The 25,031-nt window shown below is 73.7% G+C and carries 24 protein-coding genes; 10 read left to right on the top strand and 14 right to left on the bottom strand.

Annotated features, from left to right (window positions below; translation table 11 throughout):
* Positions 1 to 5 precede the first annotated feature (5 nt).
* A complete protein-coding gene (locus QP089_RS24800; protein WP_285914350.1) occupies positions 6 to 347 on the bottom strand; it encodes a hypothetical protein in 342 nt (113 codons plus the stop codon).
* 199 nt (positions 348 to 546) lie between these two features.
* The gene (locus tag QP089_RS24795) at positions 547 to 1,800 is read right to left on the bottom strand and encodes a hypothetical protein (protein WP_285914349.1); all 1,254 of its coding nucleotides are present in this window, start codon (positions 1,798 to 1,800) and stop codon (positions 547 to 549) included.
* 379 nt (positions 1,801 to 2,179) lie between these two features.
* On the opposite strand from QP089_RS24795, the gene QP089_RS24790 reads away from it, so the two are divergent.
* Both QP089_RS24790 and QP089_RS24785 read left to right on the top strand, forming a co-directional pair.
* Entirely contained in the window at positions 2,180 to 2,740 is a 561-nt protein-coding gene (locus tag QP089_RS24790; RefSeq protein WP_285914348.1) for a TetR family transcriptional regulator, read from the top strand.
* A gap of 47 nt (positions 2,741 to 2,787) precedes the next feature.
* Positions 2,788 to 3,651 carry an NAD(+)/NADH kinase gene (locus tag QP089_RS24785; RefSeq protein ID WP_285914347.1) on the top strand — a complete coding sequence of 288 codons (864 nt, stop codon included), beginning with the start codon at positions 2,788 to 2,790 and terminating at the stop codon, positions 3,649 to 3,651.
* Positions 3,652 to 3,655: 4 nt separating this feature from the next.
* Here the strand turns inward: QP089_RS24785 and QP089_RS24780 are convergent, their stop codons facing one another.
* The 4 genes from QP089_RS24780 to QP089_RS24765 are packed head-to-tail and all read right to left on the bottom strand — an operon-like array spanning position 3,656 to position 6,528.
* Positions 3,656 to 4,264, bottom strand: a complete 609-nt coding sequence (locus tag QP089_RS24780) for a response regulator transcription factor (RefSeq protein WP_285914346.1) — start codon at positions 4,262 to 4,264, stop codon at positions 3,656 to 3,658.
* On the bottom strand, positions 4,261 to 5,379 hold the full coding sequence (locus tag QP089_RS24775; protein WP_285914345.1) for a sensor histidine kinase: 1,119 nt from the start codon (positions 5,377 to 5,379) through the stop codon (positions 4,261 to 4,263). Before QP089_RS24775 ends, QP089_RS24780 begins: the two co-directional genes overlap by 4 nt.
* 10 nt (positions 5,380 to 5,389) lie before the next feature.
* Entirely contained in the window at positions 5,390 to 5,845 is a 456-nt protein-coding gene (locus QP089_RS24770) for a hypothetical protein (protein WP_285914344.1), read from the bottom strand.
* Between the two features lie 50 nt (positions 5,846 to 5,895).
* The gene (locus tag QP089_RS24765; RefSeq protein ID WP_285914342.1) at positions 5,896 to 6,528 is read right to left on the bottom strand and encodes a TetR/AcrR family transcriptional regulator; all 633 of its coding nucleotides are present in this window, start codon (positions 6,526 to 6,528) and stop codon (positions 5,896 to 5,898) included.
* Between the two features lie 269 nt (positions 6,529 to 6,797).
* Here QP089_RS24765 and QP089_RS24760 point away from each other — a divergent pair, with 269 nt between their 5' ends.
* The 3 genes from QP089_RS24760 to QP089_RS24750 are packed head-to-tail and all read left to right on the top strand — an operon-like array spanning position 6,798 to position 9,555.
* Positions 6,798 to 7,817: an enoyl-CoA hydratase/isomerase family protein gene (locus tag QP089_RS24760; RefSeq protein ID WP_285914340.1), complete on the top strand. Its 1,020-nt coding sequence runs from the start codon at positions 6,798 to 6,800 to the stop codon at positions 7,815 to 7,817.
* A 45-nt stretch (positions 7,818 to 7,862) separates the two neighbouring features.
* Positions 7,863 to 8,693 carry an acyl-CoA thioesterase gene (locus tag QP089_RS24755; protein WP_285914338.1) on the top strand — a complete coding sequence of 277 codons (831 nt, stop codon included), beginning with the start codon at positions 7,863 to 7,865 and terminating at the stop codon, positions 8,691 to 8,693.
* 58 nt (positions 8,694 to 8,751) lie between these two features.
* A complete protein-coding gene (locus QP089_RS24750; RefSeq protein WP_285914336.1) occupies positions 8,752 to 9,555 on the top strand; it encodes an enoyl-CoA hydratase/isomerase family protein in 804 nt (267 codons plus the stop codon).
* Positions 9,556 to 9,595: 40 nt separating this feature from the next.
* Here the strand turns inward: QP089_RS24750 and QP089_RS24745 are convergent, their stop codons facing one another.
* The 3 genes from QP089_RS24745 to QP089_RS24735 all read right to left on the bottom strand — a co-directional run bounded on the left by QP089_RS24745 (position 9,596) and on the right by QP089_RS24735 (position 13,388).
* Positions 9,596 to 11,422, bottom strand: a complete 1,827-nt coding sequence (locus QP089_RS24745; RefSeq protein ID WP_285914335.1) for a carbohydrate-binding module family 20 domain-containing protein — start codon at positions 11,420 to 11,422, stop codon at positions 9,596 to 9,598.
* A gap of 146 nt (positions 11,423 to 11,568) precedes the next feature.
* Positions 11,569 to 12,612 (bottom strand): NrfD/PsrC family molybdoenzyme membrane anchor subunit, encoded by a 1,044-nt coding sequence (nrfD, locus tag QP089_RS24740; protein ID WP_285914334.1) that lies wholly within the window; start codon positions 12,610 to 12,612, stop codon positions 11,569 to 11,571.
* Positions 12,609 to 13,388 (bottom strand): 4Fe-4S dicluster domain-containing protein, encoded by a 780-nt coding sequence (locus tag QP089_RS24735; protein WP_285914522.1) that lies wholly within the window; start codon positions 13,386 to 13,388, stop codon positions 12,609 to 12,611. The genes nrfD and QP089_RS24735 overlap by 4 nt, the downstream gene beginning before the upstream one ends.
* 240 nt (positions 13,389 to 13,628) lie before the next feature.
* On the opposite strand from QP089_RS24735, the gene QP089_RS24730 reads away from it, so the two are divergent.
* Positions 13,629 to 14,072: a PaaI family thioesterase gene (locus QP089_RS24730; protein WP_285914333.1), complete on the top strand. Its 444-nt coding sequence runs from the start codon at positions 13,629 to 13,631 to the stop codon at positions 14,070 to 14,072.
* Positions 14,073 to 14,098: 26 nt separating this feature from the next.
* On the opposite strand, the gene QP089_RS24725 is transcribed toward QP089_RS24730, so the two are convergent.
* Positions 14,099 to 14,971: a PaaX family transcriptional regulator gene (locus tag QP089_RS24725; protein WP_285914332.1), complete on the bottom strand. Its 873-nt coding sequence runs from the start codon at positions 14,969 to 14,971 to the stop codon at positions 14,099 to 14,101.
* Positions 14,972 to 15,088: 117 nt separating this feature from the next.
* Here QP089_RS24725 and QP089_RS24720 point away from each other — a divergent pair, with 117 nt between their 5' ends.
* From QP089_RS24720 to boxB, 3 genes are all read left to right on the top strand, one after another.
* Positions 15,089 to 16,693 carry a benzoate-CoA ligase family protein gene (locus QP089_RS24720; RefSeq protein ID WP_285914331.1) on the top strand — a complete coding sequence of 535 codons (1,605 nt, stop codon included), beginning with the start codon at positions 15,089 to 15,091 and terminating at the stop codon, positions 16,691 to 16,693.
* A gap of 81 nt (positions 16,694 to 16,774) precedes the next feature.
* Positions 16,775 to 18,466, top strand: a complete 1,692-nt coding sequence (gene boxC, locus QP089_RS24715; protein ID WP_285914329.1) for a 2,3-epoxybenzoyl-CoA dihydrolase — start codon at positions 16,775 to 16,777, stop codon at positions 18,464 to 18,466.
* Between the two features lie 2 nt (positions 18,467 to 18,468).
* The gene (gene boxB / locus QP089_RS24710; RefSeq protein WP_285914327.1) at positions 18,469 to 19,887 is read left to right on the top strand and encodes a benzoyl-CoA 2,3-epoxidase subunit BoxB; all 1,419 of its coding nucleotides are present in this window, start codon (positions 18,469 to 18,471) and stop codon (positions 19,885 to 19,887) included.
* 138 nt (positions 19,888 to 20,025) lie between these two features.
* Here the strand turns inward: boxB and QP089_RS24705 are convergent, their stop codons facing one another.
* The 4 genes from QP089_RS24705 to QP089_RS24690 form a co-directional block, all read right to left on the bottom strand.
* Positions 20,026 to 21,216 carry a cytochrome P450 gene (locus QP089_RS24705; RefSeq protein ID WP_285914326.1) on the bottom strand — a complete coding sequence of 397 codons (1,191 nt, stop codon included), beginning with the start codon at positions 21,214 to 21,216 and terminating at the stop codon, positions 20,026 to 20,028.
* 11 nt (positions 21,217 to 21,227) lie between these two features.
* Positions 21,228 to 22,172, bottom strand: coding sequence for a PDR/VanB family oxidoreductase (locus QP089_RS24700; protein WP_285914325.1), 945 nt, complete (start codon positions 22,170 to 22,172; stop codon positions 21,228 to 21,230).
* A gap of 99 nt (positions 22,173 to 22,271) precedes the next feature.
* The gene (locus QP089_RS24695) at positions 22,272 to 23,015 is read right to left on the bottom strand and encodes an IclR family transcriptional regulator (protein ID WP_285914323.1); all 744 of its coding nucleotides are present in this window, start codon (positions 23,013 to 23,015) and stop codon (positions 22,272 to 22,274) included.
* Between the two features lie 238 nt (positions 23,016 to 23,253).
* Complete coding sequence (locus tag QP089_RS24690; RefSeq protein WP_285914322.1) at positions 23,254 to 24,396, bottom strand: acyl-CoA dehydrogenase family protein; 1,143 nt, start codon at positions 24,394 to 24,396, stop codon at positions 23,254 to 23,256.
* A 71-nt stretch (positions 24,397 to 24,467) separates the two neighbouring features.
* On the opposite strand from QP089_RS24690, the gene QP089_RS24685 reads away from it, so the two are divergent.
* Entirely contained in the window at positions 24,468 to 25,025 is a 558-nt protein-coding gene (locus QP089_RS24685; RefSeq protein ID WP_285914321.1) for a TetR/AcrR family transcriptional regulator, read from the top strand.
* Positions 25,026 to 25,031: the final 6 nt, after the last annotated feature.

Below are 25,031 nucleotides of genomic sequence, written 5' to 3'. Positions count from 1 at the left end.
GCGGGTCAGGAGGCGAGGCGTTCGCAGCGGAAGCCGAGGACCCGGTCGGGAAGCTCGGCCTCCCCGGCGGGGAAGTTCTCCTCGGTGCTCGTCCTGCACCAGAAGGTCGGGTCGGCCGCGGCGCGGGAGCCGATGAGGAACGGCCCGTCGACGCGTCCGCGCTCGGGCGCGCCGGCCGCGGCCTCGCAGTGCTGGTAGCCCCAGCCCTTGCCCTTGTGGCCGGGGAACGTCCGATCGCAGGTGTAGTTGGGGAACGGGACGTCGGCCGACGCGGGGACGGCGCCGAGCGAGGCGAGGACGGCCGCCGCGGCGAGCACGCCGGCGCGCCGCCTTCCTCTGCGGGTCATGGGGGCTCCCGGGGGGTCGATGACTTCTCGCGACAGGATAATAACGCAGAGTCATCATTTGGAACGGTAGGTTCCTGTCACCCGGAAGCGCCCCCGGCCTGCCGCGCCCTCCGATCGGGGAGGGCGCGGCAGGCCGGGGGCGCTTCGCGGGGGCCGGCCGGGCGGCGGGGCGCCATCACCGCCCGGCGCGGCGGCCGGGTCAGGTCACCGGGTTGTCGACCAGGTAGACCGTGGGGGAGGGGGCGCCGCAGGTCGCCGGGGAGGCGGACCCGCCGCCGAACGACAGGTCGGCGGCGGCCGACCCGAGTGAGACGGCCGTGCTCTTCGCCGAGGAGGTCGGCGTGAACGGCCCCGCGGTCAGCGTGCCGTCGCTCGGCAGCGGCACGGTGATCTGCTTGTCGCGCACCAGCTGGGTGGTCGGGATCGGGATCCCGCCGGACGGGATGACGTTCTGCGACGCGGGCGTGCCGCCCTCGACCGTCAGGTTCAGCGCCGTGACCTTCCCGGACGCCGAGGTGTACCCCTTGTCGATCAGCTTGTTCACCGTCGCCGCCGGGATCACCAGCGCGCCGCCGGCCTCGGTGAAGGAGAACGAGGCGCCGCGCTTGGCCACCAGCGGGATGTGCGCGCCGACCGCGATGCCGACGTCGAGGGTGTCGGCGCCGACCTTGCACGCGTACGGCGCGTTGATGATGCCGACCAGCTCGTTCGAGGCGGGCTCGGGGAAGTTCAGCGGCGCGCCGGTGATCTTCGCCGGGGGCTGCCCGGCGGCGCCGCCGACCGCGATCGTGAGCAGCGCGTTGCCCGCCGACGGCTTGCAGTCGGCGGTGATCGGCAGGCTGAACCCGGCCTGCGACTTCAGGTTCACCTCGGCGAGGGCGTGGTCGAACGCCAGCGTGACCTTGCCGCTGTCCGGCGCGGTGTAGGGGCCGACGTCGAACGTCCCGGTCAGCGGCAGCCCGACCTTCAGCGGCTTGCCCGCCTCGATCGCGATGTCGTTGATCTCGAACGGCTTGTCGGCCGCGATGTTGATGCTGGACGGGGTGGAGTTGCTCGCCCCGATGCTCAGGTCCGTGATCTTCGCGTCCGCCTTGTCGATGCCGAGGATCGGCGCCAGCGACGTCAGCCAGGACGGGAAGGTGATGCTGCCCGATCCCTGCGACAGGTAGAACTGCTGGCCCGGGCCGAGCTGGACGGGCGCGACGCCCTGCACGTCCACGTCCGTCGGCAGGTAGAACACCGGCAGCCCGGCGAGTTTGATCGTGCAGCCGATCGGCAGCTTGAACCGGCCGGTGTCGACGCCGACGGCGGGCACGTCGCCCGGCGGGAGCGCTTGCGCGGACGGCGCGATGACGAACGTGAGCGCCGCGAGGGCGGCGCCCGCGCAGGCGGCGAGGGGACGCCGCAGCCGGCCGCGGCGGGCCGTCGCGGCGCCCGCCTGTCGAACTCTCATGGGGACTCCTCTCAGAAGTACGCATCTCAGAAGTACGAACACGTACCTGTGGGTCCCGGACATGGTGAACCCCGACGGGAGGCGGGGGATACGGACAGTGATGCGCAAACGCCACGGCGCGCTTAGCAGCCGCCCATAGAAATGCCACGGCCGGCCGCGTGGCCGGACGGCGTCCGCCCAGTACAATGCGCCCATCGAACGACAGCGGCGCTCCGATGGCGGCGCCCCTTCCGGTGGCCCGCGGTCCGGTGATCGGCGACCCGGCGGCCGGCGGCTGGCCGAGGTCTACGACCCGGCGCGTCCCGGCCTGCCGCGGGGCCGCAGCAGCCTGCCCGCCCAGGTCGTCCGCAAGGCCCAGCGCGAACGGCTGCTCGCCGCGGTGATCTCCGCGGTCGCCGAGAACGGCTACCCCCGCACCACCGTGGCGGCGGTCGTCGCCCGCGCCCGCGTGTCCCGCAAGGCGTTCTACGACCACTTCACCGGCCTGGAGGACTGCTTCCTCACCGCGCTCGCCGACGCGCAGAAGGTGATCCTGCGGGAGCTGATGAACGCGCCGAAGGGCCTCGGCGAGAAGCCGCCGCCGCTGGCCGTCCTCCAGGCGGGCCTGCGCTCCTACCTGTCCCTGTGCGCGCGCGAGCCCGAGTACGCGCGCTGCATCCTGGTCGAGCTGCCCGCCGTCGGCCCGCGCGCGCTCAGGGGCCGCAACAAGGCGTACGGGGCGGTCGCCGACGTGCTGCGGCTGTGGCGCGAGCACGCCGCGAAACGCCACCCGGAATGGCCGCCCGTCGAGGACCCGGCCTACCGCGCGGCGGTCGGCGCCATCGCCGAGCTGATCACCGCGCACGTCTGCGCGGGCGACGCGGCGGCCCTGCGCGACCTGCACGGCCCGCTCACCGACATCCTGCTGCGCATCCTCGCCGCGCCCCTCCCGCGCGGCTGATCGCGCGCCGCTCCCCGCGCGCGGCCCGATGGCCGTACGGTGCTGGCATGGGCATGGTGCACACGGTGGGGCTGGTCCTGCATCCCGAGCGCGACTCCGAGGTCGCCGTCGACACGATCGTCGGATGGGCGGGGCGGCGCGGCGGGACGGTGCTCGGGCTGCCCGAGGAGATCGGCCGGATCGACTGCAGCGCCGTCCCGGTCGGGGCCGCCGCGCTCGCCGAGCGCGCCGACCTGCTGGTCAGCCTCGGCGGCGACGGGACGATGCTGCGCAGCATGCGGCTGGCGGCCGGCGCGGCGACGCCGGTGCTCGGCGTCAACCTCGGCCGCCTCGGCTTCCTCGCCGAGATCGACGTGGACGGGCTGGCCGACGCGCTGACCGCCATCGACGAGCACCGCTACCAGGTGGAGCCGCGGATGGCGGTGTGCGTGCGGCTGCCCGGCGGGCAGGTGGTGTCCGCCTTCAACGACATCGCGCTGGTGCGGATGCCGGGCGACGGCCTGGCGGCGGTGGAGGTGACGGTGCAGGGCCAGCCGTTCGTCCGGTACGCCGGCGACGCGGTGATCGTGGCGACCTCGACCGGGTCCACCGCCTACAGCTACTCCGCCGGCGGGCCGATCGTCTCGCCCGCCGTCGAGGGCTTCCTGGTGGTGCCGGCGGCGGCGCACTCGACCTTCAACCGCGCGGTCATGCTGTCGGCGGACGAGGACGTCGAGCTGGAGCTGCTGCCGACGTCGGGGACGCTCGCGGTGGAGGTGGACGGCGGGGTCGCCGCGCAGCTCAAGGCGGGGGACCGGCTGCACGTCACCGCGTCGCGCGGCGCGGCCCGCGTCGTCCGGCTGGGCGGGACGACCTTCTACGAGCGCGCCCGCCGCAAGCTGCGCGTCAGCGGCAGCGCCGAGGCCGACTGACCCGTCACAGCCAGCCGCGCTCGTCGGCGACGCGCAGCGCCTCCATCCGGTTGCGGGTGCCGGTCTTGGCGATCGCCGAGGACAGGTAGTTGCGGACGGTCCCCTCCGACAGGTGCAGCCTCGCGGCGATCTGCGCCACCGCCGCGCCCGCGCGCGCGGTGTTGAGCACGTCGGCCTCGCGGGGCGTGAGCGGCGAGTCCCCGGCCGCCAGCGTCGCCGCCGCGAGGGCCGGGTCGACGACGCGCTCGCCCCGCACCACCCGGCGGACGGCGTCGGCGAGCGCCTCGGCCCGCGCGTCCTTGACCACGAACCCGGCGGCGCCCGCCGCCATCGCCCGGCGCAGGTACCCGGCGCGGCCGAACGTCGTCAGGATCACCACCCGGCAGCCGGGCGCCTTCTCGGCGAGCACCGCCGCCGCGGCCAGGCCGTCCGTCCCGGGCATCTCGATGTCGAGCAGCGCCACGTCCGGGCGGTGCTCCAGGACCGCTGCGACCACCTCGTCGCCGCGCCCGACGGAGGCGACGACCTCGAAGTCGTCCTCCAGGTCCAGCAGCGCGGACAGCGCCGTGCGGATCAGCTCCTGGTCGTCGGCGAGCAGCAGCCGGATCGTCATGCGCGCGCACCCTCCGCCGTCCCGACCGTCACCCTCAGCCGCCAGCCGCGCGGGCGCACCGGCCCGGCGTCCACGCGCCCGCCCGCCGCCGCGACCCGCTCGCGCAGCCCGGTGAGCCCGTTCCCGGACGGCGCGGCGCCGCCCACCCCATCGTCCACTATCTCCACGGCCGACGGCGACAGCGTCACCGTGCAGCGGGAGGCGCGCGCGTGCCGCACCACGTTCGTCAGGCCCTCGCGCACCACCCAGCCGAACAGCTCCTGCCGGGCGGGGTCGACCATCTCGGTGGACACCGGCAGGTCGGCGTCGACGCCCGCGGCCCGCAGCACCTCCCGGCCTCGGGCCAGCTCGCCCGCCAGCGACACCTCCCGGTAGCCCGACACGGCCGCGCGCACGTCGGCGAGCGCCTGCCGGGCCAGCTCCTCCACCTCGGTGATCTCCCGCGCCGAGCGCGGGGAGCCGGCCGCCGCCAGCCGGCGGGCCAGCCCGCTCTTGATCGTGATGACGGTCAGCGAGTGGCCGAGCAGGTCGTGCAGGTCGCGGGCGATCCGCGCCCGCTCGGCCGCCGACGCCAGCCGGGCCACCTCCGCGCGCGCCTCCACCAGCGCCTCGTTGGCGCCGGCCATCTCGGCGTAGGCGTAGACGGTCAGGGTGGTGAACACGACCATCAGCGCGGTGAGCGGGTCGGGCCCGCTGTGCCAGGGCCGCACCGCCCACGGGACGGCCAGGGCGGGCAGCGCCCCGGCCAGCACGATCAGGACGATGCGCCGGCGCACGATCAGGGCCGTGATGGCGACGACGACGGCCCACAGGTAGAAGGCGAAGTGCCGGGCGAACGGCAGCTCAGCGAGGAACAGCACGACCATCACGCCGTACAGGACCCAGAGCCGGCCTCGGGCCCCGCGGACGATCGACACTCCGGCGAGGATGTAGACGGCCGCGAACGCGGCGGCGATCGTGAACCCGGCCGTGGCGCCCGCCCCCGTGGAGTACTGCGCGACCCCGACCGCCGTCACCGACGGGTAGACGAGCATCCCGGTCGCGAGCCCCGCCCGGCGCCAGCCGCGCGCCCAGCGCTGCGGATCGGCGGCCGGCGCCTTCGCGGCGTCGTCCATGGCGGGCACGCTACCGGCCGCCGGACGCGGTGGCCGCGCCTCCGGCCGCGAACAGCGCCCGCATGCGCCGGCCCGCGGTGATGGCGACGACGCAGAGCAGGAGCAGCCCGCAGACGCCCTGCTCGACCTTCATCCACGGCGGGAGGAAGCCCGGGATCGAGACGATGACGACGACGGCCGCCACCATCACCGCGGAGACGATCCGCAGCCGCCGGTACGCCGCCCGGGAGCCCCTGGCGGTGCGGCGGGCGAAGGCGAACGAGAACACCGACACGACGGCGACGATGGTCCCGCGCACCCACACGGTGTCGTTCACCATCGAGTGGTGGTCGCGGAGCAGGTAGACGGCGACCATCGTCAGCCAGCTGAGGGCGAGGTAGGCGCCGGTGAGCAGGGTGATCGCGCGGAAGGCCCGAAGGTCGCGGGGGTCGCGGGAGGCGGTGCTGCGGTTCTCGGCTGCGTCCATACCGGTCATGGTGGGCGCGGGCCCCCGGTCACGCACAGTGAGTTCGCGCATCACCCGCCCATGACATTCGTCATGGCCCGGCCGTTGGCGGACCGGACGCCGAGCGCCCGGAACAGGAACGCGGTGAGCTGCGCGGCGGCCGCCGACGCGCTCTCCCGCGCCGTCCCGTCCAGCTGGTGCTCGAACGCCCGGCCGAGCGCGGCCCGGACGGACCGCGCGTCCGGCTCCGGATCGGCCCACGGCAGCGACCCGTCCGCCAGGCCGGCGGCCAGCACGTCGGCGATCAGCGCCTCCTGCTCGGCGACGGCGCGGGCGCGCTCCCCGGCGCAGCCGCGCGCCCGCATCGCCTCGCCCGAGGCCAGCGCCAGCGCCCGGCGGCGGCGCCGGTCGTCGGCGGTGATCCGCAGCATCCCGTCGACCAGGGCGCGCAGCGCCTCGGGCGGGCTCGCCGCGGACGCCGCCCACGAGCGCATCTCCGCCGTCACCAGCGCGCCGTCGCGGCGGAACATCGTCAGCAGCAGCGCGTCCCTGGACTCGAAGTGCCGGTCGAACGCCTCGTCGGGCAGCCCCGCCGCCGCGACGATGTCGCCGACGGTCACCGGCGCGCCGTCCGCCGCCGCCAGGCAGCGGTACGCGGCGTCGATGATGCGGACCCGCTCGACGGCCTGACCCGGTGCCTGCACGGCCCCTCCCCGCACGCCTTCGTCCGGACGTCCCCGGCTCCCAGCGGGTCCCGGGAGCCTCCAGCCTAACCCGGCGGGCCGCCGCGGGACCGTCCCCGCCGGGGCCACGCTGAGGTGGCCGGACGGCCCGGTTCACGTCGCTCACCTGCGCGGATTCGCCATGCCGCCGCCGCGCGCCGGGGCCCCGCGGCGCTACACTCCCGTCCCGGTAGAGATCAACGCGCGGATCCGCCGCAGGCCGGAGGGTCCCCGGGGCGAGAGGGACCGGCGTGCACATCTCCATAGCGGACCTCGCGGACGGCGCGGCGGACCTGCCGCCGCTCGACGGGGACGGCGCGGTCGGCGATCCGCTCGTCGCCGTGGACCTCGCGCCCGCCGACGCCGCGGTCGTCGCGCGCGCCGCGCGGCGCGCCCGGGACTGCGACCGCATCCTGGTCGGTGTGGGCGCCGGCGACCGCGACCTGGTCCGGGCCCTCGACCTCACCCTCACCGCGTCGGCGGAGGCCGGGCCGGAGAGCGTCGCCGCCGGCGACCCGGCGGAACGGCTCGCCGCGCTGCGCGCCGCCGCCGCGCACAGCCCGCAGGCGGCGCTGGTGCTGCGCGACGTGCTGCGCACCACGGACGGCATGCCCGTCGCGGCGGCCCTGGACGTGGAGTCCTACGCCTACTCGACGCTGCTCGGCGGCGCGGAGTTCGCGCGCTGGCTGGCCTCGCGCGGGCCGCGGCTGCTGCCCTCCGACGTCAAGGACCCGGTGCTGCTGGCGCGGGACGGCGACGTCCTGTCGATCACGCTGAACCGGCCGCAGCGCCGCAACGCCTACGGGCGCCAGCTCCGCGACGCGCTCGTCGACGCGCTCCGCGTCGCGCTGCTCGACGACGGGATCGCCCGCGTGGTCCTGGACGGCGCGGGCCCGGTGTTCTGCTCCGGCGGCGACCTGGACGAGTTCGGCACCGCGCCCGACCTGGCGACGGCGCACTTCGTCCGCACCCGCGCGGGCGCGGGCCGGCTGATCCACCGCCTCGGGCCGCGCGTCGAGGTCCGGGTGCAGGGCGCCTGCGTCGGCGCGGGCATCGAGCTGCCCGCGTTCGCCGGACGCGTCGTCGCGGCCGGCGACGCGACGTTCCGGCTGCCCGAGGTGTCGATGGGCCTGATCCCCGGGGCCGGCGGGACGGTGTCGCTGCCGCGCCGGATCGGCCGGTGGCGCACCCTGTACCTCGCGCTCACCGGCGAGCCCCTGGACGCGCGCACCGCGCTGGCCTGGGGCCTGGTCGACGAGGTCCTGCCGTGAGGGCGGCCGGAACGGCGCCGGACGACGTCGGATAACGTCTCGACCGTGCGACCCACGATCTCCGAGCAACCCGAGCCCCGGCTGGAAGAGCGGCACTCCGTCCTGGAACTGCTGGACCTGGAGGAGCTCGACCGGGACCTGTACCGCGGCACCCTCGTGTTCGACGACCCGTACCCGCTGTACGGCGGGCAGGTCGCGGCGCAGGCGCTGCGCGCGGCGGGCGGCACCGTCCCGGAGGGGCGGCTGCCGCACTCGCTGCACGGCTACTTCCTGCGCGGCGGCGACGCCGCCCGCCCCACGATCTTCCGCGTCGACCGGGACCGCGACGGCCGCTCGTTCTCCGCGCGCCGCGTGGTCGCACTGCAGGGCGGCGAGGTCATCTTCAACATGTCGGTGTCGTTCCAGCAGCCCGCCGTGGACGAGGACCGCCAGGTGCACCCCGCCCCGGACGCGCCCGGCCCCGAGGCGCTGCCGGACGAGGAGATGCCGCGGCTGTTCTCGATGGACAGCCGCGTCCCGCCGCAGCCCTACGCGGCCGCCGACTTCCCGACGCGGCTCTGGTCGCGCTGCGTCGAGCCGCTCCCCGACGACGACCTGCTGCACGCGTGCGTGCTGACGTACCTGTCCGACATCTCCAGCGGGCTGACGGCGCTGCACGACGGCAACGCCCGCTCGGGGTCCAGCCTGGACCACGCGGTGTGGTTCCACCGGCCCGTCCGGATGGACGAGTGGGTGCTGATGGACCTGGTCCCGCTGACCGTCGCCTCCGGGCGCGGCCTGTACTCGGGAACGATCCACACCCGCGACGGCGCGCTCGTCGCCAGCCTCACCCAGGAGTGCCTGTTCCGCACCCCGCGCGACCGGCCCGCCTCCTGACGCGGTTACGCTGACGCCGCCCGCCGCCGCAGCGGACGCCGCCGTCGCAGGAGGAACGTTGAGCGAGATCGTCGTGACCCGGCCGCGGCCGGGCGTCACCCGCGTCGAGATGAACCGGCCCGACCGGCTGAACGCGATGACCGCCGGGATGATCGAGGGCCTGCACGCGGCGCTGGCCGAGGCGGGCGCGGACCCGGAGTGCCGGTTGATCGTGCTGACCGGTGCGGGCCGCGGCTTCTGCGCGGGCCTGGACCTGGGCGGCTACGGCGAGCCGGAGGGCGTGGAGGGCGCGGGCGCGGTGCAGCGGGGGCTGGCCACGCAGCGGCACATCGCGGGGCTGGTGCAGCGGATCCGGCGGCTGCCGCAGCCGGTGGTCGCAGAGGTGAACGGCGCGGCGGCGGGCGGCGGCCTGGCACTGGTGCTGGCCTCGGACCTGCGGATCGCCTCGACGTCGGCGGTGTTCGCGGTGTCGTTCATGCGGGTCGGGTTCTCCGCCTGCGACATCGGCACGTCGTGGATGCTGCCGCGGCTGGTCGGCGCCGGACGGGCGCACGAGCTGATGATGACCGCCCGCCGCTTCGACGCCGAGGAGGCGCTGCGGATCGGCCTGCTCGCCGACGCCGTCGCACCCGATGAGCTGGCCGCGCGCGTGGACAAGGCCGTCGACGACCTGCTGTCGATGCCGCCGCTGTCGCTGTCGCTGACCAAGCAGGCGATGTGGCTGTCGCTGGAGATCCCGTCGTTCGACGCGGCCGTCGAGCTGGAGAACCGGCAGCAGGTCCTGACGATGATGACCGCCGACCAGACCGAGGCCATGACCGCGTTCGTGGAGAAGCGGGCCCCCGACTACCGCAACCGCTGACCGGCGTGCCGCCCCCGCCGGGGCGGCACGCCGGTCGTGCTCAGCGCCAGGTGTCGTTCGCGGTGTGCGGCGAGGTGCCGGTGGTGTAGGTGCGGTTGGCGCCGCTCTCCCACGTCACGGCCCCTGCGTCGGTCTTCTTGATGTACTTGTACTCGATGGGCGTGCCGGCGGGGAGCGTCACCGTGCCGCTCCAGGTCGGGTAGCCGGCCGACGACAGCGGGACGGCCCTGGCCGGGTCCCACGAGCCCAGGGCGGGCACGTTGCCGACGACGTAGACGCTCGTCCCCCAGGTCGTCGTGGCGTGGACGTTGAACGCGTCGGTGACGGTCGAGGCCGGGGGAGTGGTGGTTCCGGTGGTGTCGTCCACGTCGATGGCGACGGCGCCACCGGCCGGGATCGTGACGGACGCGGTGCCGCCCGACACCGTCACGGCCGTGCCGTTGCAGCCGCCGCCCTTCGCGCCGCCGGTGATGACGTCGCAGTACACGCCGTCCGGCAGGCCCGTGGTGTAGGTGGCGGTGGACGCGCCGGACGAGGCGTTCAGCCCGATCCAGCCCTTCGCGCCGCGGCTGAACCCGATGACGTTGCCTGCGGTGGCCGTGAAGTTGGAGACGGTCGTGGCGGACGCAGTGGCGTTGTGCCAGCCGACCATTCCCTTGACGCCGGTCGACTGCGTGATGCACTGCCAGCCATTCGAGCAGTTCGCGTCGGTCACGAAGCCGTAGGAATCGGCGGGCGGCGACTGCCCGGCCGCCGACCAGGTGAACCCGTCGAACACCGACGGCTTGCCGTACGGGTAGGCGAGCAGGAAGTAGTTCGCCAGCGTGTACGCGGTCCCGTTCTTGTAGCTGAGCGTGCTGCCGTTGCGCTCGGTGTCGTGGTTGGTGACCATCGCGAACGTCTGGCCGCTCCCGGCGTCCAGCGACCAGGACGGGATGCCCGACAGGTTCGACAGGGTGCCGGCGGAGAACTGCGCCTTCAGTCCGTCGGCGTAGGAGAAGCCGATGACGTCGCCGTTGGCGGTGAACGCGGACGGCTTGAGGGCGCCGGTCGTCGACCCCGGCATGACCTCCTGCGCGATGTACGGAGCCTTCCCCTCGGCCGTCGTGGTGTGCAGGGCGCCCTTGATGGCCGCGAAGTCGGCTTGCGGGATGTGCTTGGCCGCGTCGATGCGGAATCCGTCGACGCCGAGCCCGATGAGGTCGTTGAGGTATCCGGCGATCTTGCTGCGGACGTAGTCGGTCTGCGTCTTCAGGTCGGAGAGGTGGTCCAGTTCGCAGTTCTGGACCTCGGCGGTGTCGTTCCAGTCGTCGATGACGCCGTCGTCGTCATTGCAGTACCCGTCGCCGGGATGGTGGAAGTCGCCGTACCCGTACGGGACGGCGGGGTAGGCGTACCCGGACGGGTCGAACGCCGACCCGTCGTAGGTGGTGGTGAGCGTGTTGTTCGCGCCCGCCATGTGGTTGACGACCGCGTCGGCGTAGACGCGGACGCCCGCGCCGTGGCAGGCGGCGACCATCGCGGCGAACTGCGCGCGGGTGCCGAGCCGGCTAGTCAGGCCGTACGAGACGGGCTGGTAGACCTCCCACCAGGGGTGGGCGCCGTCGCCGCTGGAGGCGAGGCTGACGGACTCGGCGGGCGGGGCGACCTGGACCGCGCCGTACCCGGCCGGGCCGAGCTGGTCCGTGCAGGCCTTCGCGACGGAGTTCCAGTTCCATTCCCACAGGTTCGCGGTGACGTCACTGGCGTTGAGGGCCGCGTCGGCGCGGGCCGTCCCGTCCGGGGACGGGACGGCGAACGGCGCGGCGCCGCCGATCAGCAGGGCGGCGGCGATGAACAGTGGGCGAGCAGGGTTTCGACGGTGCATGTCGGCGGACTCCTGTCACAGGGCACATGGCGCGTGCCTGAAGGGGGTGGGGGACGGCCGTCCACGAGTACCGTGAGAATGCGCTCTTCTTGCAGTCAGGTCAAGAGCTTGCGCAAGATTTCATGCTTCTTGCAGAAACCGGACGGTCACGCGCCTTCGGTCTTCGCCGCGTCCCGGGCGTCCGCGCGTTCGCGCTGCGGGACGATCGTGTACTTCGGGTCCTTCGCCGACTGCATCCCGGCGTGGAAGATCCCGAACCTGGTGCACGCCGAACCGGCCAGCAGCGCGGCACCGCTCAGCGCCGCCGCGACCCGGCTGCGCCCGCCGAGCAGCGCGCCGCCCGCGGCGCCTGCCACCGACAGGATCTCCGCCGCCCGGGTCAGCTTGCCGCCCGTGCCCTGCCGGTACGGTTCGGCGAGCATGCCGAGGCGGCGTTCCATCAGCTTGGCCGCGGCGAGTTCGAGGCCCGCGCCGAACACCGCGGCGCTGCGCATCGGCGCCGTCTCGGCGACCGGCGAGGCCAGCAGCGCCATCCCGGACGCGGCGGCCGTGGCCGAGCCGACGAACACCAGCGGCAGCTCCCGGTAGCCCTCGTGCCAGGCCGGCACCGCCGTGTCGGCGGCGAGGACGGCGGTGTAGGCGGCGACCGCCGGGCCGAGCGTCGCCGCGCCCACCGTCGCGGTCCTGCTCAGCGGCTTGAACAGGCCGGTCACGTCCAGCACGGCGGCCGCGCCCGCCGCCGGGCCGTAGGCTGCCAGCAGCCACGAGCCAACGCTCATCGGCGAGGTCGGCTTCAGCACCCGCAGCATGTTGTAGAACCGCGCGGGCCGGCCCAGGTCGTGGACCAGCGCCACCGCCGACCCGGTGATCGCGACCAGCGAGGAGATCTTCAGCGCCCGCGCCGCGGCCGGACGCCCGGTCAGCTCCGCGCCCGCCGCCAGCACCGACCCGGCGCCCGCCAGCCCGCCGAGGAAGAAGTACCCGGCGATGTCGGCCGCCTGCCAGACCGGCGGGTTCAGCACGGGCTTGCCGTAGTAGGAGGTGAACTCGGCCTTGGGCACCATCGCCCGCTCGCCGCGCCCGCCGCGGCGTCGGCGGCGCTCGATTTTGCCGGTGCCCTGCCCGATGAGGGCGTCCCGGCCCTCCCGCTGCCCCTGGAGGCCGTCCTTGGTGACGTCGGACGTGCTCATCGCCTGCCTCCCAGCCGGCCGTGGACGGTGAACAGCGCGGCGACCCCGCCGGCGAGCGCGGCGGCGGCCACGCCGGCGTGCTTCCACATGGACGGCAGGTCCCGCGTGGTCACGACCGGGTCCGGCGGCAGCCCGTAGACCTCCGGCTCGTCCAGCAGGAGGAAGAACGCGCCGTCGCCGCCGACGCCGTCCTCCGGGTCGTGCCCGTACAGCCGGGCGTCCTCGACGCCCATGCCGTGCAGTTGGTCGACGCGCGCGGCGGCGCGTTCGCGCAGCTCGTCGAGCGGGCCGAACTGGATGGAGTCGGTGGGGCACGCCTTGGCGCAGGCCGGTTCGAGGCCGTCGCCGATCCGGTCGTAGCACAGGGTGCACTTCCAGACGCGGCCGTCCTCCTTGCGCTGGTCGATGACGCCGTAGGGGCAGGCGGGCACGCAGTAGCCGCAGCCGTTGCAGATGTCCTCCTGGACGACGACAGTCCCGAACTCGGTGCGGAACAGCGACCCGGTCGGGCAGACGTCCAGGCAGGCGGCGTGCGTGCAGTGCTTGCAGACGTCCGAGGCCATCAGCCACCGGACGCCGGAGTCGGCGTTGCCGACCGGCTTGTCCTGCTCGATGAACGCGACGTGCCGCCAGGTGTCCGCGCCGAGCCCCTGGGTGTTGTCGTAGGACATCCCGGTGAACTCCAGGCCGTCCTCGGGGACGGAGTTCCACTCCTTGCAGGCGACCTCGCAGGCCTTGCAGCCGATGCAGACCGACGTGTCGGTGAAGAATCCCATGCGGGGCGGGGCGTCGGGATAGCCGGCGTCCTTCGCGACGTCGGGCTCGGCGCCCGCCAGCAGGTTCCGTCCGACCAGCCCGCTCATGCGGTCACCTCCAGCCCGTGGACAAGGCGCTGCGTCCCTTCCCGCGAGAGGGCCGGCTACACCTGCGCCATCAGCGGCTCCGCAGGACATCTCGGTGCATTGACGGCTTTTCGGACGGCTGGATAGCGTCGGGAGATCGTCGAGGAGGCTGCGATGGCGGTGGAACCGTCCGGCTACGCGGGCCCGCTGGACCGCACGCTGGGCCTGCGGGTGGTCGAGGCGTCCGACCGGGAGGTCGTGGCCGAGATCGAGGTGACCGACGGGCTCATGCAGGCGTACGGGATCGTGCACGGCGGCGTGTACTGCGCGATCAACGAGACCGTGTGCAGCATGGGCGCCGCGCTGACCGTCGGGCTGGAGCACCGGGTCGTCGGGATCAGCAACCACACGCGCTTCATCCGCGCCGTCCGCGAGGGCCGGCTGACGGCACGCGCCCGCCCCGTCGACCGGGTCGGCGACCATGTCACCTGGCAGGCGGCCATCACCGACGACGAGGGCCGGCTGGCCGCCGAGGGCACCGTCAACCTGCTGCGGCTCACGCCGCAGGCGCCGCGGCCCGCGGGCGGGCGAGCGGCGGGGTCGCCGGCGGCCGGCTGATGGGCGCCCGGCCCGCCGGCCGGCGGTCAGCCGGCGGTCATCGCCTTCCACTGGCGGTCGGCGACCGGACGCCAGGCGCCGTGCCGCTCGTGGAACAGCGCGAACGCCTGCGAGCCGCTCCAGTCGTCCGGCAGCAGCGCGGCCGGCAGCGCCGGGTCGAGGAACGGGAACCGCCGCCACTCCTGGACGAGCCGGGCGTGCGCGGCGAACGTCCCCGGATCGTCGGCGGGACGCAGCGCGCGGACCGCGTCGAGGAAGTCCTCGTAGGCCAGCTCGATCTCGTCGAGGTTCCATGCCTGCCGGGCCACCCGGCGCGCCTCGTCGAGGTCGCCGAGGCACCCGACGAACAGCGTGGAGGTGTCGGCGACGCCGATCTCGGCGAGCACCTCGCGCACCTCGGGCTCGCGCTCGGGATGGGGGCTGACCCACACGCCGGGGGACAGGTTGCCGAGGCCGTTCCACGACAGCCGCGTCCGCAGCAGGTGCCGCAGCTTCCGGTTCGTCTCCGGGACGGTGGCGAGCACGAGCAGCCATCGCCCGTCCCACGCGCCGCCGGGACGGCCGAAGCCGTAGATGCGCTCGGTGCCGTCGGTGAGCAGCCGCTTCCCGGCGGGGGTGAGATGCCAGGCGGTGCGCCGGCCGTGCCGCTCCCCGGACAGCCATCCCTCGCTCGCGCTGCGGGCGAGGGCCTGCCGGACGGCCTTCTCCTCGACCCCGAGCAGCCCGAGCGCCTCCAGGAACGCCGCCGTCCACACCGGTTCACCGGCGGGCAGGACGAACTCGCCGAGGACGGTCAGCAGCAGCGAGCGCGCGCTGGCCGCCCCGAGCTCGCGGCGGCGCCGGAACCGCGGCCCCGCGCCGGAGCCGTTCCCCGCGTCCGTGCCGGCGGCCGGGCTCATCGGCTCTCCCTCCGCGGACGACTGCATCCGGTCCCTCATCATTCCACATAACCATTGACTAGCGTTTTGCGAGTGTAGAACATAATTGCCACGGTTCACGGCGAAGGGAAGCCCCCGATGACCGCTGACGCGGCGACCGGCCAGGCGCGGCCGGGCACGTTCAACGCCTCCGATTATCTGCTGCGGGCCGCGCGGGACCCCGGAACCGCCGGACGGACGGCGCTCACCGGCCCCGGCGGCGACCTGACCTACGCCGAGCTGGACGCTCTCGCCGGGAACGTCGCCGCCGGGCTGGAGGCGTGGGGGCTGCGGCCCGAGGAGCGGGCCGTGCTGTTCATGGCGGACGGCCCCGCCATGGCGGGCGCGATCCTCGGCGCGATGCGGCTCGGCGCCGTCCCCGTCCCGGTGTCGACCATGCTGACGGCCGCCGAGCTGGCGGCCCTGCTGAACGACGCGCGCGCCAGGGTGCTGCTGGTCAGCGACCGGTTCGCCGGTCCGGCGCAGGAGGCGTTGGCGCTGGCCCCGGGCGTGCGGCGCGTCGCGGTCGAGGGGGACGCGGTGCTGCGCGTCCCGGAGGGCGTGCGGGTGAACCCCTTCGCCGACCTCGTCGCCGAGGGCGCGGCGCAGGGCGGGGAGATCCGCGAACCGTACGCGACGTCCGACGACTCCAGTGCGCTGTGGCTCTACACGTCCGGGACGACCGGCAGGCCCAAGGGCGCGATGCACCGGCACGCCAACATCCGGCACGTCGTGGAGACCTACGGCCGGCAGGTCCTCGGCATCACCCCGGACGACCGCTGCTACTCGGTCGCCAAGCTGTTCTTCGCCTACGGCATCGGCAACTCGCTGTTCTTCCCGCTCGCCGTCGGCGCCACCGCGATCCTCGACCCGGACCGTCCGACGCCCGCGTCCGTCGCCGAGCGGCTGCGCGAGTACCGGCCGACGCTGTTCTTCGCCGTCCCCACCTTCTACGCCGCGCTGCTGAACGCGGACGTGCCGGCCGAGGCGTTCGCGTCGGTGCGGCTGGCGGTGTCGGCGGGCGAGCCGCTGCCCGCCGAGCTGTGCCGCCGCTTCACCGCGCGGTACGGCGTGGAGATCATCGACGGCATCGGCTCCACCGAGTGCCTGCACATCTTCCTGTCGAACCGCCCGGGCGAGGTGCGCCCCGGCACCACGGGCGTCGCCGTCCCCGGCTACGAGCTGCGCGTCGTCGACGCGCACGGCGCCGACGTCCCGCCCGGCACGCCCGGGTCGCTGCTGGTGAAGGGCGAGTCGATCGCCACCGGCTACTGGTGCCGGACGGAGACGACCCGGCAGGTGTTCCAGGGCGAGTGGCTGCGCACCGGCGACACCTACGTGGTGGACGAGGACGGCTACCACACCTGCCTCGGGCGCACCGGCGACATGCTCAAGGCCGGCGGCATCTGGGTGTCGCCGGCCGAGGTGGAGGCCCGGCTGCTGGAGCATCCGGCGGTCGCGATGGTCGCGGTCGTCGGCCTCCCGGACGGCGACGGCCTGGACAAGCCGATCGCCTGCGTCGTCCTCGCGGACGGCGCGAAGGCCGAGCCGGCGGAGCTGATCGACTTCTGCCGGGCGGGGCTCGCGTCCTTCAAGCGGCCCCGCGAGGTGCTGATCGTGGACGTGCTGCCGACCACGGCCAGCGGCAAGCTGCGCCGCTTCGCCGTCCGCGAGCAGGCCGCCGCCCTGCTCGGCCGCGCCTGACCCCCGCACGGTCCCGGGTGGCGGCCCGCCGCGCGCCGATATGCTACAAACTCTTGACGTGTTGACCGTGTTCTGTGGAGCATGGAGGGACGGACAGACCTGGAGGAGCACCCCATGCACGTCGAGTTCCGGACGGATCCGGCCCGCTACCGGCACTGGAGGGTCGAGGTCGACGGTCCGGTCGCCACGCTGACGATGGACGTCGACGAGCAGGGGGGCCTGGTCCCCGGCTACGAGCTGAAGCTCAACTCCTACGACCTCGGCGTGGACATCGAGCTGTACGACGCCGTCCAGCGGCTGCGGTTCGAGCAGCCCGGGGTGCGCACGGTCGTGGTGACCAGCGGCAAGGAGAAGATCTTCTGCGCGGGCGCCAACATCCGGATGCTGGCCGCGTCCGAGCACGGGTGGAAGGTGAACTTCTGCAAGTTCACCAACGAGACCCGCAACGGCATCGAGGACGCGACCGCCAACTCCGGCCAGACCTACCTCGCCGCGTGCAACGGCACCGCGTCCGGCGGCGGCTACGAGCTGGCGCTCGCCTGCGACCACATCATGCTCGTGGACGACCGGTCGTCGACCGTCTCGCTGCCGGAGCTGCCGCTGCTCGGCGTGCTGCCCGGCACCGGCGGGCTGACGCGCGTCACCGACAAGCGGCACGTCCGCCGCGACCGCGCCGACTACTTCGCCACCAAGGCCGAAGGGCTCGGCGGCAAGAAGGCCGTCGCGTGGCGGCTGGTCGACGAGGCCGTATCCCGCACCGCGTGGGACGCGACCGTCGCGGAACGCGCCGCCGAGCTGGCCGCCCGCTCGAACCGCCCGGCCGGCGCCGAGGGCGTCACGCTGGCACCGCTCGACAAGACCCGCACCGACGCCGAGATCGCCTACCGGCACGTGACCGCGAAGCTGGACCGCGACGCCGCCGCCGTCGAGATCACCGTCAACGGCCCCTCCGCCGACGCGCCCGAGGACATCACCGGCGTCCACGCCCAGGGCGCGGACTTCTGGACCCTCGCGATGACCCGCGAGCTGGACGACCTGATCCTCGACCTGCGCACCAACGAGCCGTCCCTCGGCACCTGGATCCTCCGGACCGCCGGCGACCCGCTGAAGGTCCTCGACCACGACCGCCTGCTGCTCGACCATGCCTCCGACTGGCTGGCGAACGAGATCGTCCTGTACCTCAAGCGGACGTTGAAGCGCCTCGACGTGACGAGCCGCAGCATGATCGCGCTGATCGAGCCCGGCAGCTGCTTCGCCGGCTCGCTCTTCGAGCTGGCGCTCGCCGCCGACCGCTCCTACCACCTGGAAGGCGTCTTCGAGGACGTCGACCCCGGCGCCGAGCCCGCCACCGTCGCCGTCGACGCGATGAACCTCGGCCCGCTGCCGATGGGCAACGGCCTCACCCGCCTGGAGACCCGCTTCCTCGGCGACGACGAGGGCCTGGCCGCCGTCCGTGACGCCGCCGCGAAACCCCTCGACGCCGGCGACGCCGAGCGCCTCGGCCTGGTCACCTTCGCGCCCGACGACATCGACTGGGACGAGGAGGTCCGCATCGCCGTCGAGGAGCGCGCCGGATTCTCCCCCGACGCCCTCACCGGCCTGGAGGCCAACCACCGCTTCCCCGGCCCCGAGACCCTGGAGACGAAGATCTTCGGCCGGCTCACCGCCTGGCAGAACTGGATCTTCAACCGGCCGAACGCGTCCGGCCCGGACGGCGCGCTGCGCCGCTACGGCACCGGACGGCGCGCCGACTTCGACCGAAAGCGAGTCTGAGCATGCCCGTCTCCGCGGACTACTCCGAGAAGATCCCCAACAACGTCGACCTGCACGAGGACCGCCGCCTGCAGCGCGCCCTGGAGTCGTGGCAGCCGAACTTCCTGTCCTGGTGGGAGTCGATGGGCCCGACCCTGCCGACCCAGGACGTCTACCTGCGCACCGCCGTCAACGTCGGCCGCGAGGGCTGGGCGCACTTCGGGCACGTCGCCATGAAGGACTACCGCTGGGGCATCTTCCTCGCCGAACGCGACGGCGACCGCCGCATCGGCTTCGGCGCGCACAAGGGCGAGCCCGCCTGGCAGAAGGTGCCCGGCGAGTACCGCGCCGAACTCCAGCGGCTCATCGTCATCCAGGGCGACACCGAACCCGCGTCCGTCGAGCAGCAGCGCAACCTCGGCGCCACCGCCCCCAGCCTCTACGACCTGCGCAACCTGTTCCAGGTGAACGTCGAAGAGGGCCGCCACCTGTGGGCGATGGTGTACCTCCTGCACGCCTTCTTCGGCCGCGAAGGACGCGAGGAGGCCGAGGAACTGCTGCACCGCAACTCCGGCAGCGAGGAGTCACCGCGCATCCTCGGCGCCTTCAACGAGGAGACGCCCGACTGGCTCTCCTTCTTCATGTTCACCTACTTCACCGACCGCGACGGCAAGTACCAGCTCGGCACCCTCAAGGAGTCCGGCTTCGACCCCCTGGCGCGGACCTGCGAGTTCATGCTCAAGGAAGAGGCCCACCACATGATGGTGGGCACCACCGGCATCGACCGCGTCGTCGAGCGCACCGTCCGGCTCATGCTCGAACACGACACCGACGACGTCGCCGCGCTCGGCGCGATCCCCCTGGACATGATCCAGAAGTACCTGAACTTCCACTACTCGGTATCGCTCGACCTGTTCGGCTCCGAGACGTCCAGCAACGTCGCCAACTACTACACCGCCGGGCTCAAGGGCCGCTGGATGGAAGGCCGCCGCAAGGACGACCACCGCCTCACCGACGACTCCATCCTGGTGGACGCCCTCGTCGACGGCGAGATCGGCCAGACCGAGGTCGCCGCCCTCGTCGGCCTCAACACCGACCTGCGCCGCGAGTACGTCTCCGACTGCCAGAGCGGCGTCAACCGCTGGAACCGCATCCTCGCCGACGCCGGCCTCCCGCAGCGCCTCTACCTGCCCAGCGTCGCGTTCAACCGCAAGGTCGGCGCCTTCGCCGGCATCGAGGCCACCCCGCAGGGCGAACGCATCACCCCCGAGGAGTGGGAGGCCCGCAAGGGCGCCTGGCTCCCCACCGACGTCGACAAGGCCCACGTCCGCTCCCTGATGCGCCCGGTGTACGAGCGCGGCAAGATCGCCTCCTGGATCGCCCCGCCCCGCAACGGCGTCAACGGAAAGCCCTTCGAGTACGACTACGTAAGGCTCGGTTAGCCCAGGGGGGCGACGCCCTGGAACCCCCGTTGCGACCGACAGGCTGGCCCGCTCCGCTCGCTGCGCTCGCTCCGCGTGCCTGCCCGTGGCCGGTGGCTCAGGTTTGGTCTTCCGTGCGTTGTTCAGCCGGGATCTTCGTTAGGTGAGGCGGAGGGGGAGGGACTTCCAGGCGCGGAGGGTGTTGTTGTGGTGGCGGATCGGGGGCGCCGCGAGGTCGATGTGTTCGACGCGGCGGGCCAGGGCTGTCAGGAGGGCTTCGGATTCCAGGCGGGCGACGTGCTGGCCCACGCACTGGTGGATGCCCATGCCGAAGCCCACGTGGCCGGACGGGTCGCGGGCCAGGTCGAACGCGTCGGGGGCGGTCCAGCGGCGCGGGTCGCGATTCGCGGCGCCGAGGAACATCAGGATCTTGCGGCCGTCCGGGATCACCGTGCCGCCGATCTCCCGGTCGCCGACGGCCGTCCGGAAGAAGGTCTGGACGGGCGACTGCCAGCGGACGGCCTCGTCGAACGCGGTGCGGGCCAGGTGCGGTTCGTCACGCAGCCGCCGCCACTGGTCGGGGTTCGTCGCGAACGCGTAGAGGACGGCGGCGAGGCCGTGGACGGTCGTGTCGACGCCCGCCGACAGCAGCGACCGGACGATCAGCGGGGCCTGCTCGTGGGTGATGTCGCCGCGGTCGGCCGCCGCCCAGATCTGCGCGCCGAACCCGTCCGGTGACAACCGGTCCCGCGCGCACTGGGCGTTCACCCAGTCCGAGACCTCGGGCATGCGGGGCTGCCCGCCGTGGAAGAGGTCGTTCTCCGGGCCGAACGTGTTGAACAGGTGGTCGCCGTAGGGGAGGAGGTTCTCGCGTCCGTCGTGCCCGAGGCCGACCGCGTCGGGGAAGACGCGCAGCGGGAACGCCTCGGCCAGGCGCGGTACGGCGTCGAACTCGGTGTCGGAGAGCACCTCGTCGACGAGCCGCTCGGCGTCGGCGAGCCAGGCGTCGCGCAGGCGCCGCAACGCGCGCGGCCCGAGCACCTTGGCCAGGACGGCGCGCGGCGCGTCGTGCCGGGGCGGGTCGGCCTCCAGCAGCAGGCTCGGCGGCCGCCACGGCTTCTCGTGCCGGAAGTTGCTGAGCCCCACGCCGGCGGCGGACTGGAAGTCCTGCCAGTTCATCAGCGCGGCGTGGACGTGCTCGTAACGGGCCAGTGCGAACACGTCGTACCTGGGCAGGTAGGTGACGGGTCCGGCCTCCCGCAGCCGCTCGTGCAGCGGCAGCGGGTCTTCGAGGTGCTCGTGCCCGAACGGGTCGGCGTCGATCGCGGGCGGGGCCTGCACGGTGGTCATGGCGTTTCCTTTCACAGGTCCAGGACGAGGCGCTCGCCGCGGGACCGGGACACGCACACGAACATGCAGTCGCCCGCCTCCCGCTCGTCGTCGTCGAGGATCGAGTCGCGATGGTCGGGCACGCCGTCGAGCACGGCGGTCTCGCACGTCCCGCACAGCCCCTGCCGGCAGGACGACAGCACGCTCACCCCGGCGTCCCCGGCGGCGTCCAGCACCGACCGGCCCGGCGGAACGGTGACCGTGACCCCGGTGCGTTTCAGTTCGACTTCGAACGGCTCGTCGCGGACGGCACCGTTCTCACGGGCGACGAACCGCTCGGTGCGGAGCAGGCCGGGCCGCCAGCCCGCGCAGCGTCCTTCCACGGCTTCCAGGAGCGGCGCCGGTCCGCAGCAGTAGACCTTGGTGGCCGGGTCCTCGTCGGCCAGGTACGTGCCCAGGTCGAGGAGGCCCTGTTCGTCCTGGGGGACGACGGTGACCTTCGCGCCGTGCGGTTCCAGTTCGTCCAGGAACGCCATCGACGACCGCGTCCGGCCCCCGTAGAGCAGCCGCCAGTCGGCGCCGAGCATCTCGGCCTGCCGCACCATCGGCAGCAGCGGCGTGATCCCGATCCCCCCGGCGATGAACAGGTACCGCTCCGACGGGACGAGCCGGAAGTTGTTGCGCGGCCCGCCGATCCCGACCGGGTCGCCCACGGCGAGGTCGTCGTGGACGAATGCCGAGCCGCCGCGTCCGCCGGGCTCGCGCAGCACGCCGACCCGGTAGGTCCGCGCGTCCCAGCGGTCGCCGCAGAGCGAGTACTGCCGGGTCAGGCCGTTCGGGAGGACGAGGTCGATGTGCGCTCCCGGCGTCCAGTCCGGCAGCCGCCCGCCGTCCGGGCGGGCGAGCGTGAGCGCCACGACGTCCTCGGCCGCCCGTTCCTTGGCCACGACGCGGAGTTCGATGGCCGTGTCCGCCATGGGGTCTCCTCAAGGTCCAGGTCCGGCCTTGAGAATCGCTTCCGGGCACGGCCTCGGGCCATGGCTTTCTCATTGGATGAGAGACGAATGTGCCTCCGCTCACACCATGTCGGTGCCCACCGCGCGCGAGATGCCCCGCGCGGCGGCCTTGAGTGCGGGGACCTGCGCCCGCGCATTGCCGTCGTTCGGGACCACGACCGACAGCGAGGCGATCACCTTGCCGTCCGGTCCCCGGATCGGCACGGCGATGCCGGTCGCGCGCTCGTCGATGTAGCCGGGGCACAGCGCGACGCCGCTGCGGCGCACGTCGGCGAGCAGCGCGCGCAGCCGGCGGGGATCGACCACCGTGCTCGGCGTGAAGGCGACGAGCTCCCCGGCCAGCACGTCCTCACGCAGGTCGGCGGGTGCGTGCGCGAGCAGGACCAGGCCGCTGGACGAGGCGTGCAGCGGCAGCCGTCCCGCGATCCGGGTCAGGTTGATCACCGCGTTCGGCATCGACAGCCGCTCGACGAACAGCACCTCGCGGCCGTCCAGCACCCCGAGTTGGGTGTGGTGGCCGATCACCGCGTGCAGGTCCTCCATGAACGGCATCGCGGCCTCGCGCAGCCCGAGCGTCGGCGCCGCCCGCGACGCCAGCTCCCACATGCGGATGCCGACCCGGACGCGGCGCCGCTCGTCCCGCGCCAGCAGCCCGTGCCGCACCAGCTCGTCGACCAGCCGCGACGCCGTCGCCACGTGCAGGCCGGTGCGCCGCGCGATCTCCGACACCGACAGCGCCGGATGGTCGGGATCGAACGCGTCGAAGATCCGAACCGCCCTGGTCAGGACGGAATCACGTGCCACACCGCCATTCTGCCCCGCACGCGAAGAACGGGCGCCGGCCGATGAGGCGCCGCCCGTCCCCTGAACGCTTGGGGCGAGGAGGGCGTCAAGGCGGGGATCGTGGAGGCCGCCGAGCGCATCGTCGAGCGCAGGGGTTGTGCGCGGTTCCCCGGTACGGCGGGACGCCTGCGCTGCTGCGGGCCTTTCGTCCCGAAGCGCCGCTGGTGGGCGAGAGCATCGGCGTCGAGAGCGGGGTGGGTCAGCGGGCGAGGTGGCGGGAGATGACGAGGCGCTGGATCTGGTTGGTGCCCTCGAAGATCTGCATGACCTTGGCCTCGCGCATGAAGCGCTCCACCGGGAAGTCGCGGGTGTAGCCGGCGCCGCCGAGGACCTGGACGGCGTCGGTCGTCACCTTCATCGCGTTGTCGGTCGCGATCAGCTTGGCGACGGACGCCTCGCGGCCGTAGGGGCGGCCGGCGTCCTTCAGCCGGGCGGCCGACAGGTAGGTGGCGCGGGCCGACTCGACGGCGGCGGCCATGTCGGCCAGGACGAACGCCAGTCCCTGGTGGTCGATGATCGCCTTGCCGAACGCCTCGCGCTCCTTGGCGTAGGCGACGGCGTGGTCGAGGGCGCCCTGGGCGAGGCCGGTGGCGACGGCGGCGATGCCCAGCCGGCCCGCGTCCAGGCCGGCGAGCGCGATCGACAGGCCCTGGCCCTCGCGGCCGATGAGGTGGTCGGCCGGGATCCGCGCGTCCACGAGGCGGACGGTCGCGGTGGTGGAGCCCATCAGGCCCATCTTGTCCTCGGGCCGGTCGAACTCCAGGCCGGGGGTGTCCGCCGGGACGTGGAAGCAGGAGATGCCGCGCGGTCCCTCGTCGGACGTGCGGGCCATGACGGTGTAGAAGTCGGCCTTGCCGCCGTGGGTCGTCCACGCCTTGGCGCCGTTGAGGACGTAGGAGTCGCCGTCCCGGACGGCCTTGGTGCGCATCGCGGCCGGATCGGAGCCCGCGTGGGCCTCCGACAGGCAGTACGCGCCGAGCCGCTCGCCCGACAGCATGCCGGGCAGCCGGCGGACGCGCTGCTCGTCGGAGCCGAAGGCGAACAGCGGGAAGCAGGACAGCGCGTGCACGCTGACGCCGACGCCGACGCTGGCCCACACCGCGCCGATCTCCTCCAGGACCTGCAGGTAGATCTCGTACGGCTGGTCGCCGCCGCCGAACTCCTCGGGGTAGGGGAGCGTCAGCAGGCCCGCCCGGCCGAGCGTGGTGAAGACGTCGCGGGGGAAGGTGCCGGTGCGCTCGGCGTCCGCGACGCGGGGCGCCAGCTCCTTGGCGGCGATCTCGCGGGCGAGTGCGAGCAGGTCCTCGGACTCGGACGTGGGCAGGTGCCGGGTGGCGGGCATGCGCGACTCCTTTCGCCATCTGAACGGTACCAGAACCAGTACCAGAGAACCCCTTTTGGTACTGTCGCGGGATGACGGAGACCCGCGCCGAGCGGCGCCGCGCGGAACTGGTCGAGCGGCTCATCGAGGTGTTCCTCGACCGCGGGTTCGCCGGGCTGAGCGTCGCCGAGCTCGCCGCCGTCCTGCGCTGCTCCAAGAGCACCCTGTACGCCGTCGCGGCCAGCCGCGAGCAGATCATCGTGACGGTGGTCCGCGCGTTCTTCCGCCGCGCGACCGAGCGGGTCGAGGCGGTCGTCGACGCGAGCGCCGGGCCCCGCGAGCGGGTCGGCGCCTACCTGCGCGCCATCTCCGCAGAGCTGGCGCCCGCCTCGCCCGCCTTCTTCGCCGACCTGGACGCCTTCCCCCCGGCCCGCGAGATCTACAAGCGCAACACCCTCATCGCGGCGCGGCGCGTGCAGGCGCTCGTCCGCGAGGCCGCACCGGGCGCCGACGCGGAGTTCGTCGGCGCCGTCGCGGGCCAGGTGATGGAGTCGATCCACCGCGGCGAGATCAAGGCGCAGACCGGCCTGGACGACTCCGCCGCCTACGCCGCGCTCGCGGCCCTCATCGTCGCCCGCATGGCCGCCTGAGGCGGG

This window comes from Actinomadura opuntiae (genome assembly GCF_030283205.1).
Lineage (GTDB): Bacteria > Actinomycetota > Actinomycetes > Streptosporangiales > Streptosporangiaceae > Spirillospora.
Note: the sequence above shows the minus strand (reverse complement) of the source record. Positions and strands in the feature narration are given on the sequence as shown.

What these genes read in the sequence shown, in the direction of transcription:
- QP089_RS24730 (WP_285914333.1), top strand. Translation starts at nt 13,629, where the DNA reads ATGGCGGTGGAACCGTCCGGCTACGCGGGCCCGCTGGACCGCACGCTG.
- QP089_RS24780 (WP_285914346.1), bottom strand. Translation starts at nt 4,264, where the DNA reads ATGACGATCCGGCTGCTGCTCGCCGACGACCAGGAGCTGATCCGCACG.
- QP089_RS24785 (WP_285914347.1), top strand. Translation starts at nt 2,788, where the DNA reads ATGGGCATGGTGCACACGGTGGGGCTGGTCCTGCATCCCGAGCGCGAC.
- QP089_RS24800 (WP_285914350.1), bottom strand. Translation starts at nt 347, where the DNA reads ATGACCCGCAGAGGAAGGCGGCGCGCCGGCGTGCTCGCCGCGGCGGCC.
- QP089_RS24725 (WP_285914332.1), bottom strand. Translation starts at nt 14,971, where the DNA reads ATGAGCCCGGCCGCCGGCACGGACGCGGGGAACGGCTCCGGCGCGGGG.
- QP089_RS24720 (WP_285914331.1), top strand. Translation starts at nt 15,089, where the DNA reads ATGACCGCTGACGCGGCGACCGGCCAGGCGCGGCCGGGCACGTTCAAC.
- QP089_RS24775 (WP_285914345.1), bottom strand. Translation starts at nt 5,379, where the DNA reads ATGGACGACGCCGCGAAGGCGCCGGCCGCCGATCCGCAGCGCTGGGCG.
- QP089_RS24795 (WP_285914349.1), bottom strand. Translation starts at nt 1,800, where the DNA reads ATGAGAGTTCGACAGGCGGGCGCCGCGACGGCCCGCCGCGGCCGGCTG.
- nrfD (WP_285914334.1), bottom strand. Translation starts at nt 12,612, where the DNA reads ATGAGCACGTCCGACGTCACCAAGGACGGCCTCCAGGGGCAGCGGGAG.
- QP089_RS24685 (WP_285914321.1), top strand. Translation starts at nt 24,468, where the DNA reads ATGACGGAGACCCGCGCCGAGCGGCGCCGCGCGGAACTGGTCGAGCGG.
- QP089_RS24700 (WP_285914325.1), bottom strand. Translation starts at nt 22,172, where the DNA reads ATGGCGGACACGGCCATCGAACTCCGCGTCGTGGCCAAGGAACGGGCG.
- QP089_RS24705 (WP_285914326.1), bottom strand. Translation starts at nt 21,216, where the DNA reads ATGACCACCGTGCAGGCCCCGCCCGCGATCGACGCCGACCCGTTCGGG.
- boxC (WP_285914329.1), top strand. Translation starts at nt 16,775, where the DNA reads ATGGAGGGACGGACAGACCTGGAGGAGCACCCCATGCACGTCGAGTTC.
- QP089_RS24745 (WP_285914335.1), bottom strand. Translation starts at nt 11,422, where the DNA reads ATGCACCGTCGAAACCCTGCTCGCCCACTGTTCATCGCCGCCGCCCTG.
- QP089_RS24690 (WP_285914322.1), bottom strand. Translation starts at nt 24,396, where the DNA reads ATGCCCGCCACCCGGCACCTGCCCACGTCCGAGTCCGAGGACCTGCTC.
- boxB (WP_285914327.1), top strand. Translation starts at nt 18,469, where the DNA reads ATGCCCGTCTCCGCGGACTACTCCGAGAAGATCCCCAACAACGTCGAC.
- QP089_RS24735 (WP_285914522.1), bottom strand. Translation starts at nt 13,388, where the DNA reads ATGGGATTCTTCACCGACACGTCGGTCTGCATCGGCTGCAAGGCCTGC.
- QP089_RS24770 (WP_285914344.1), bottom strand. Translation starts at nt 5,845, where the DNA reads ATGGACGCAGCCGAGAACCGCAGCACCGCCTCCCGCGACCCCCGCGAC.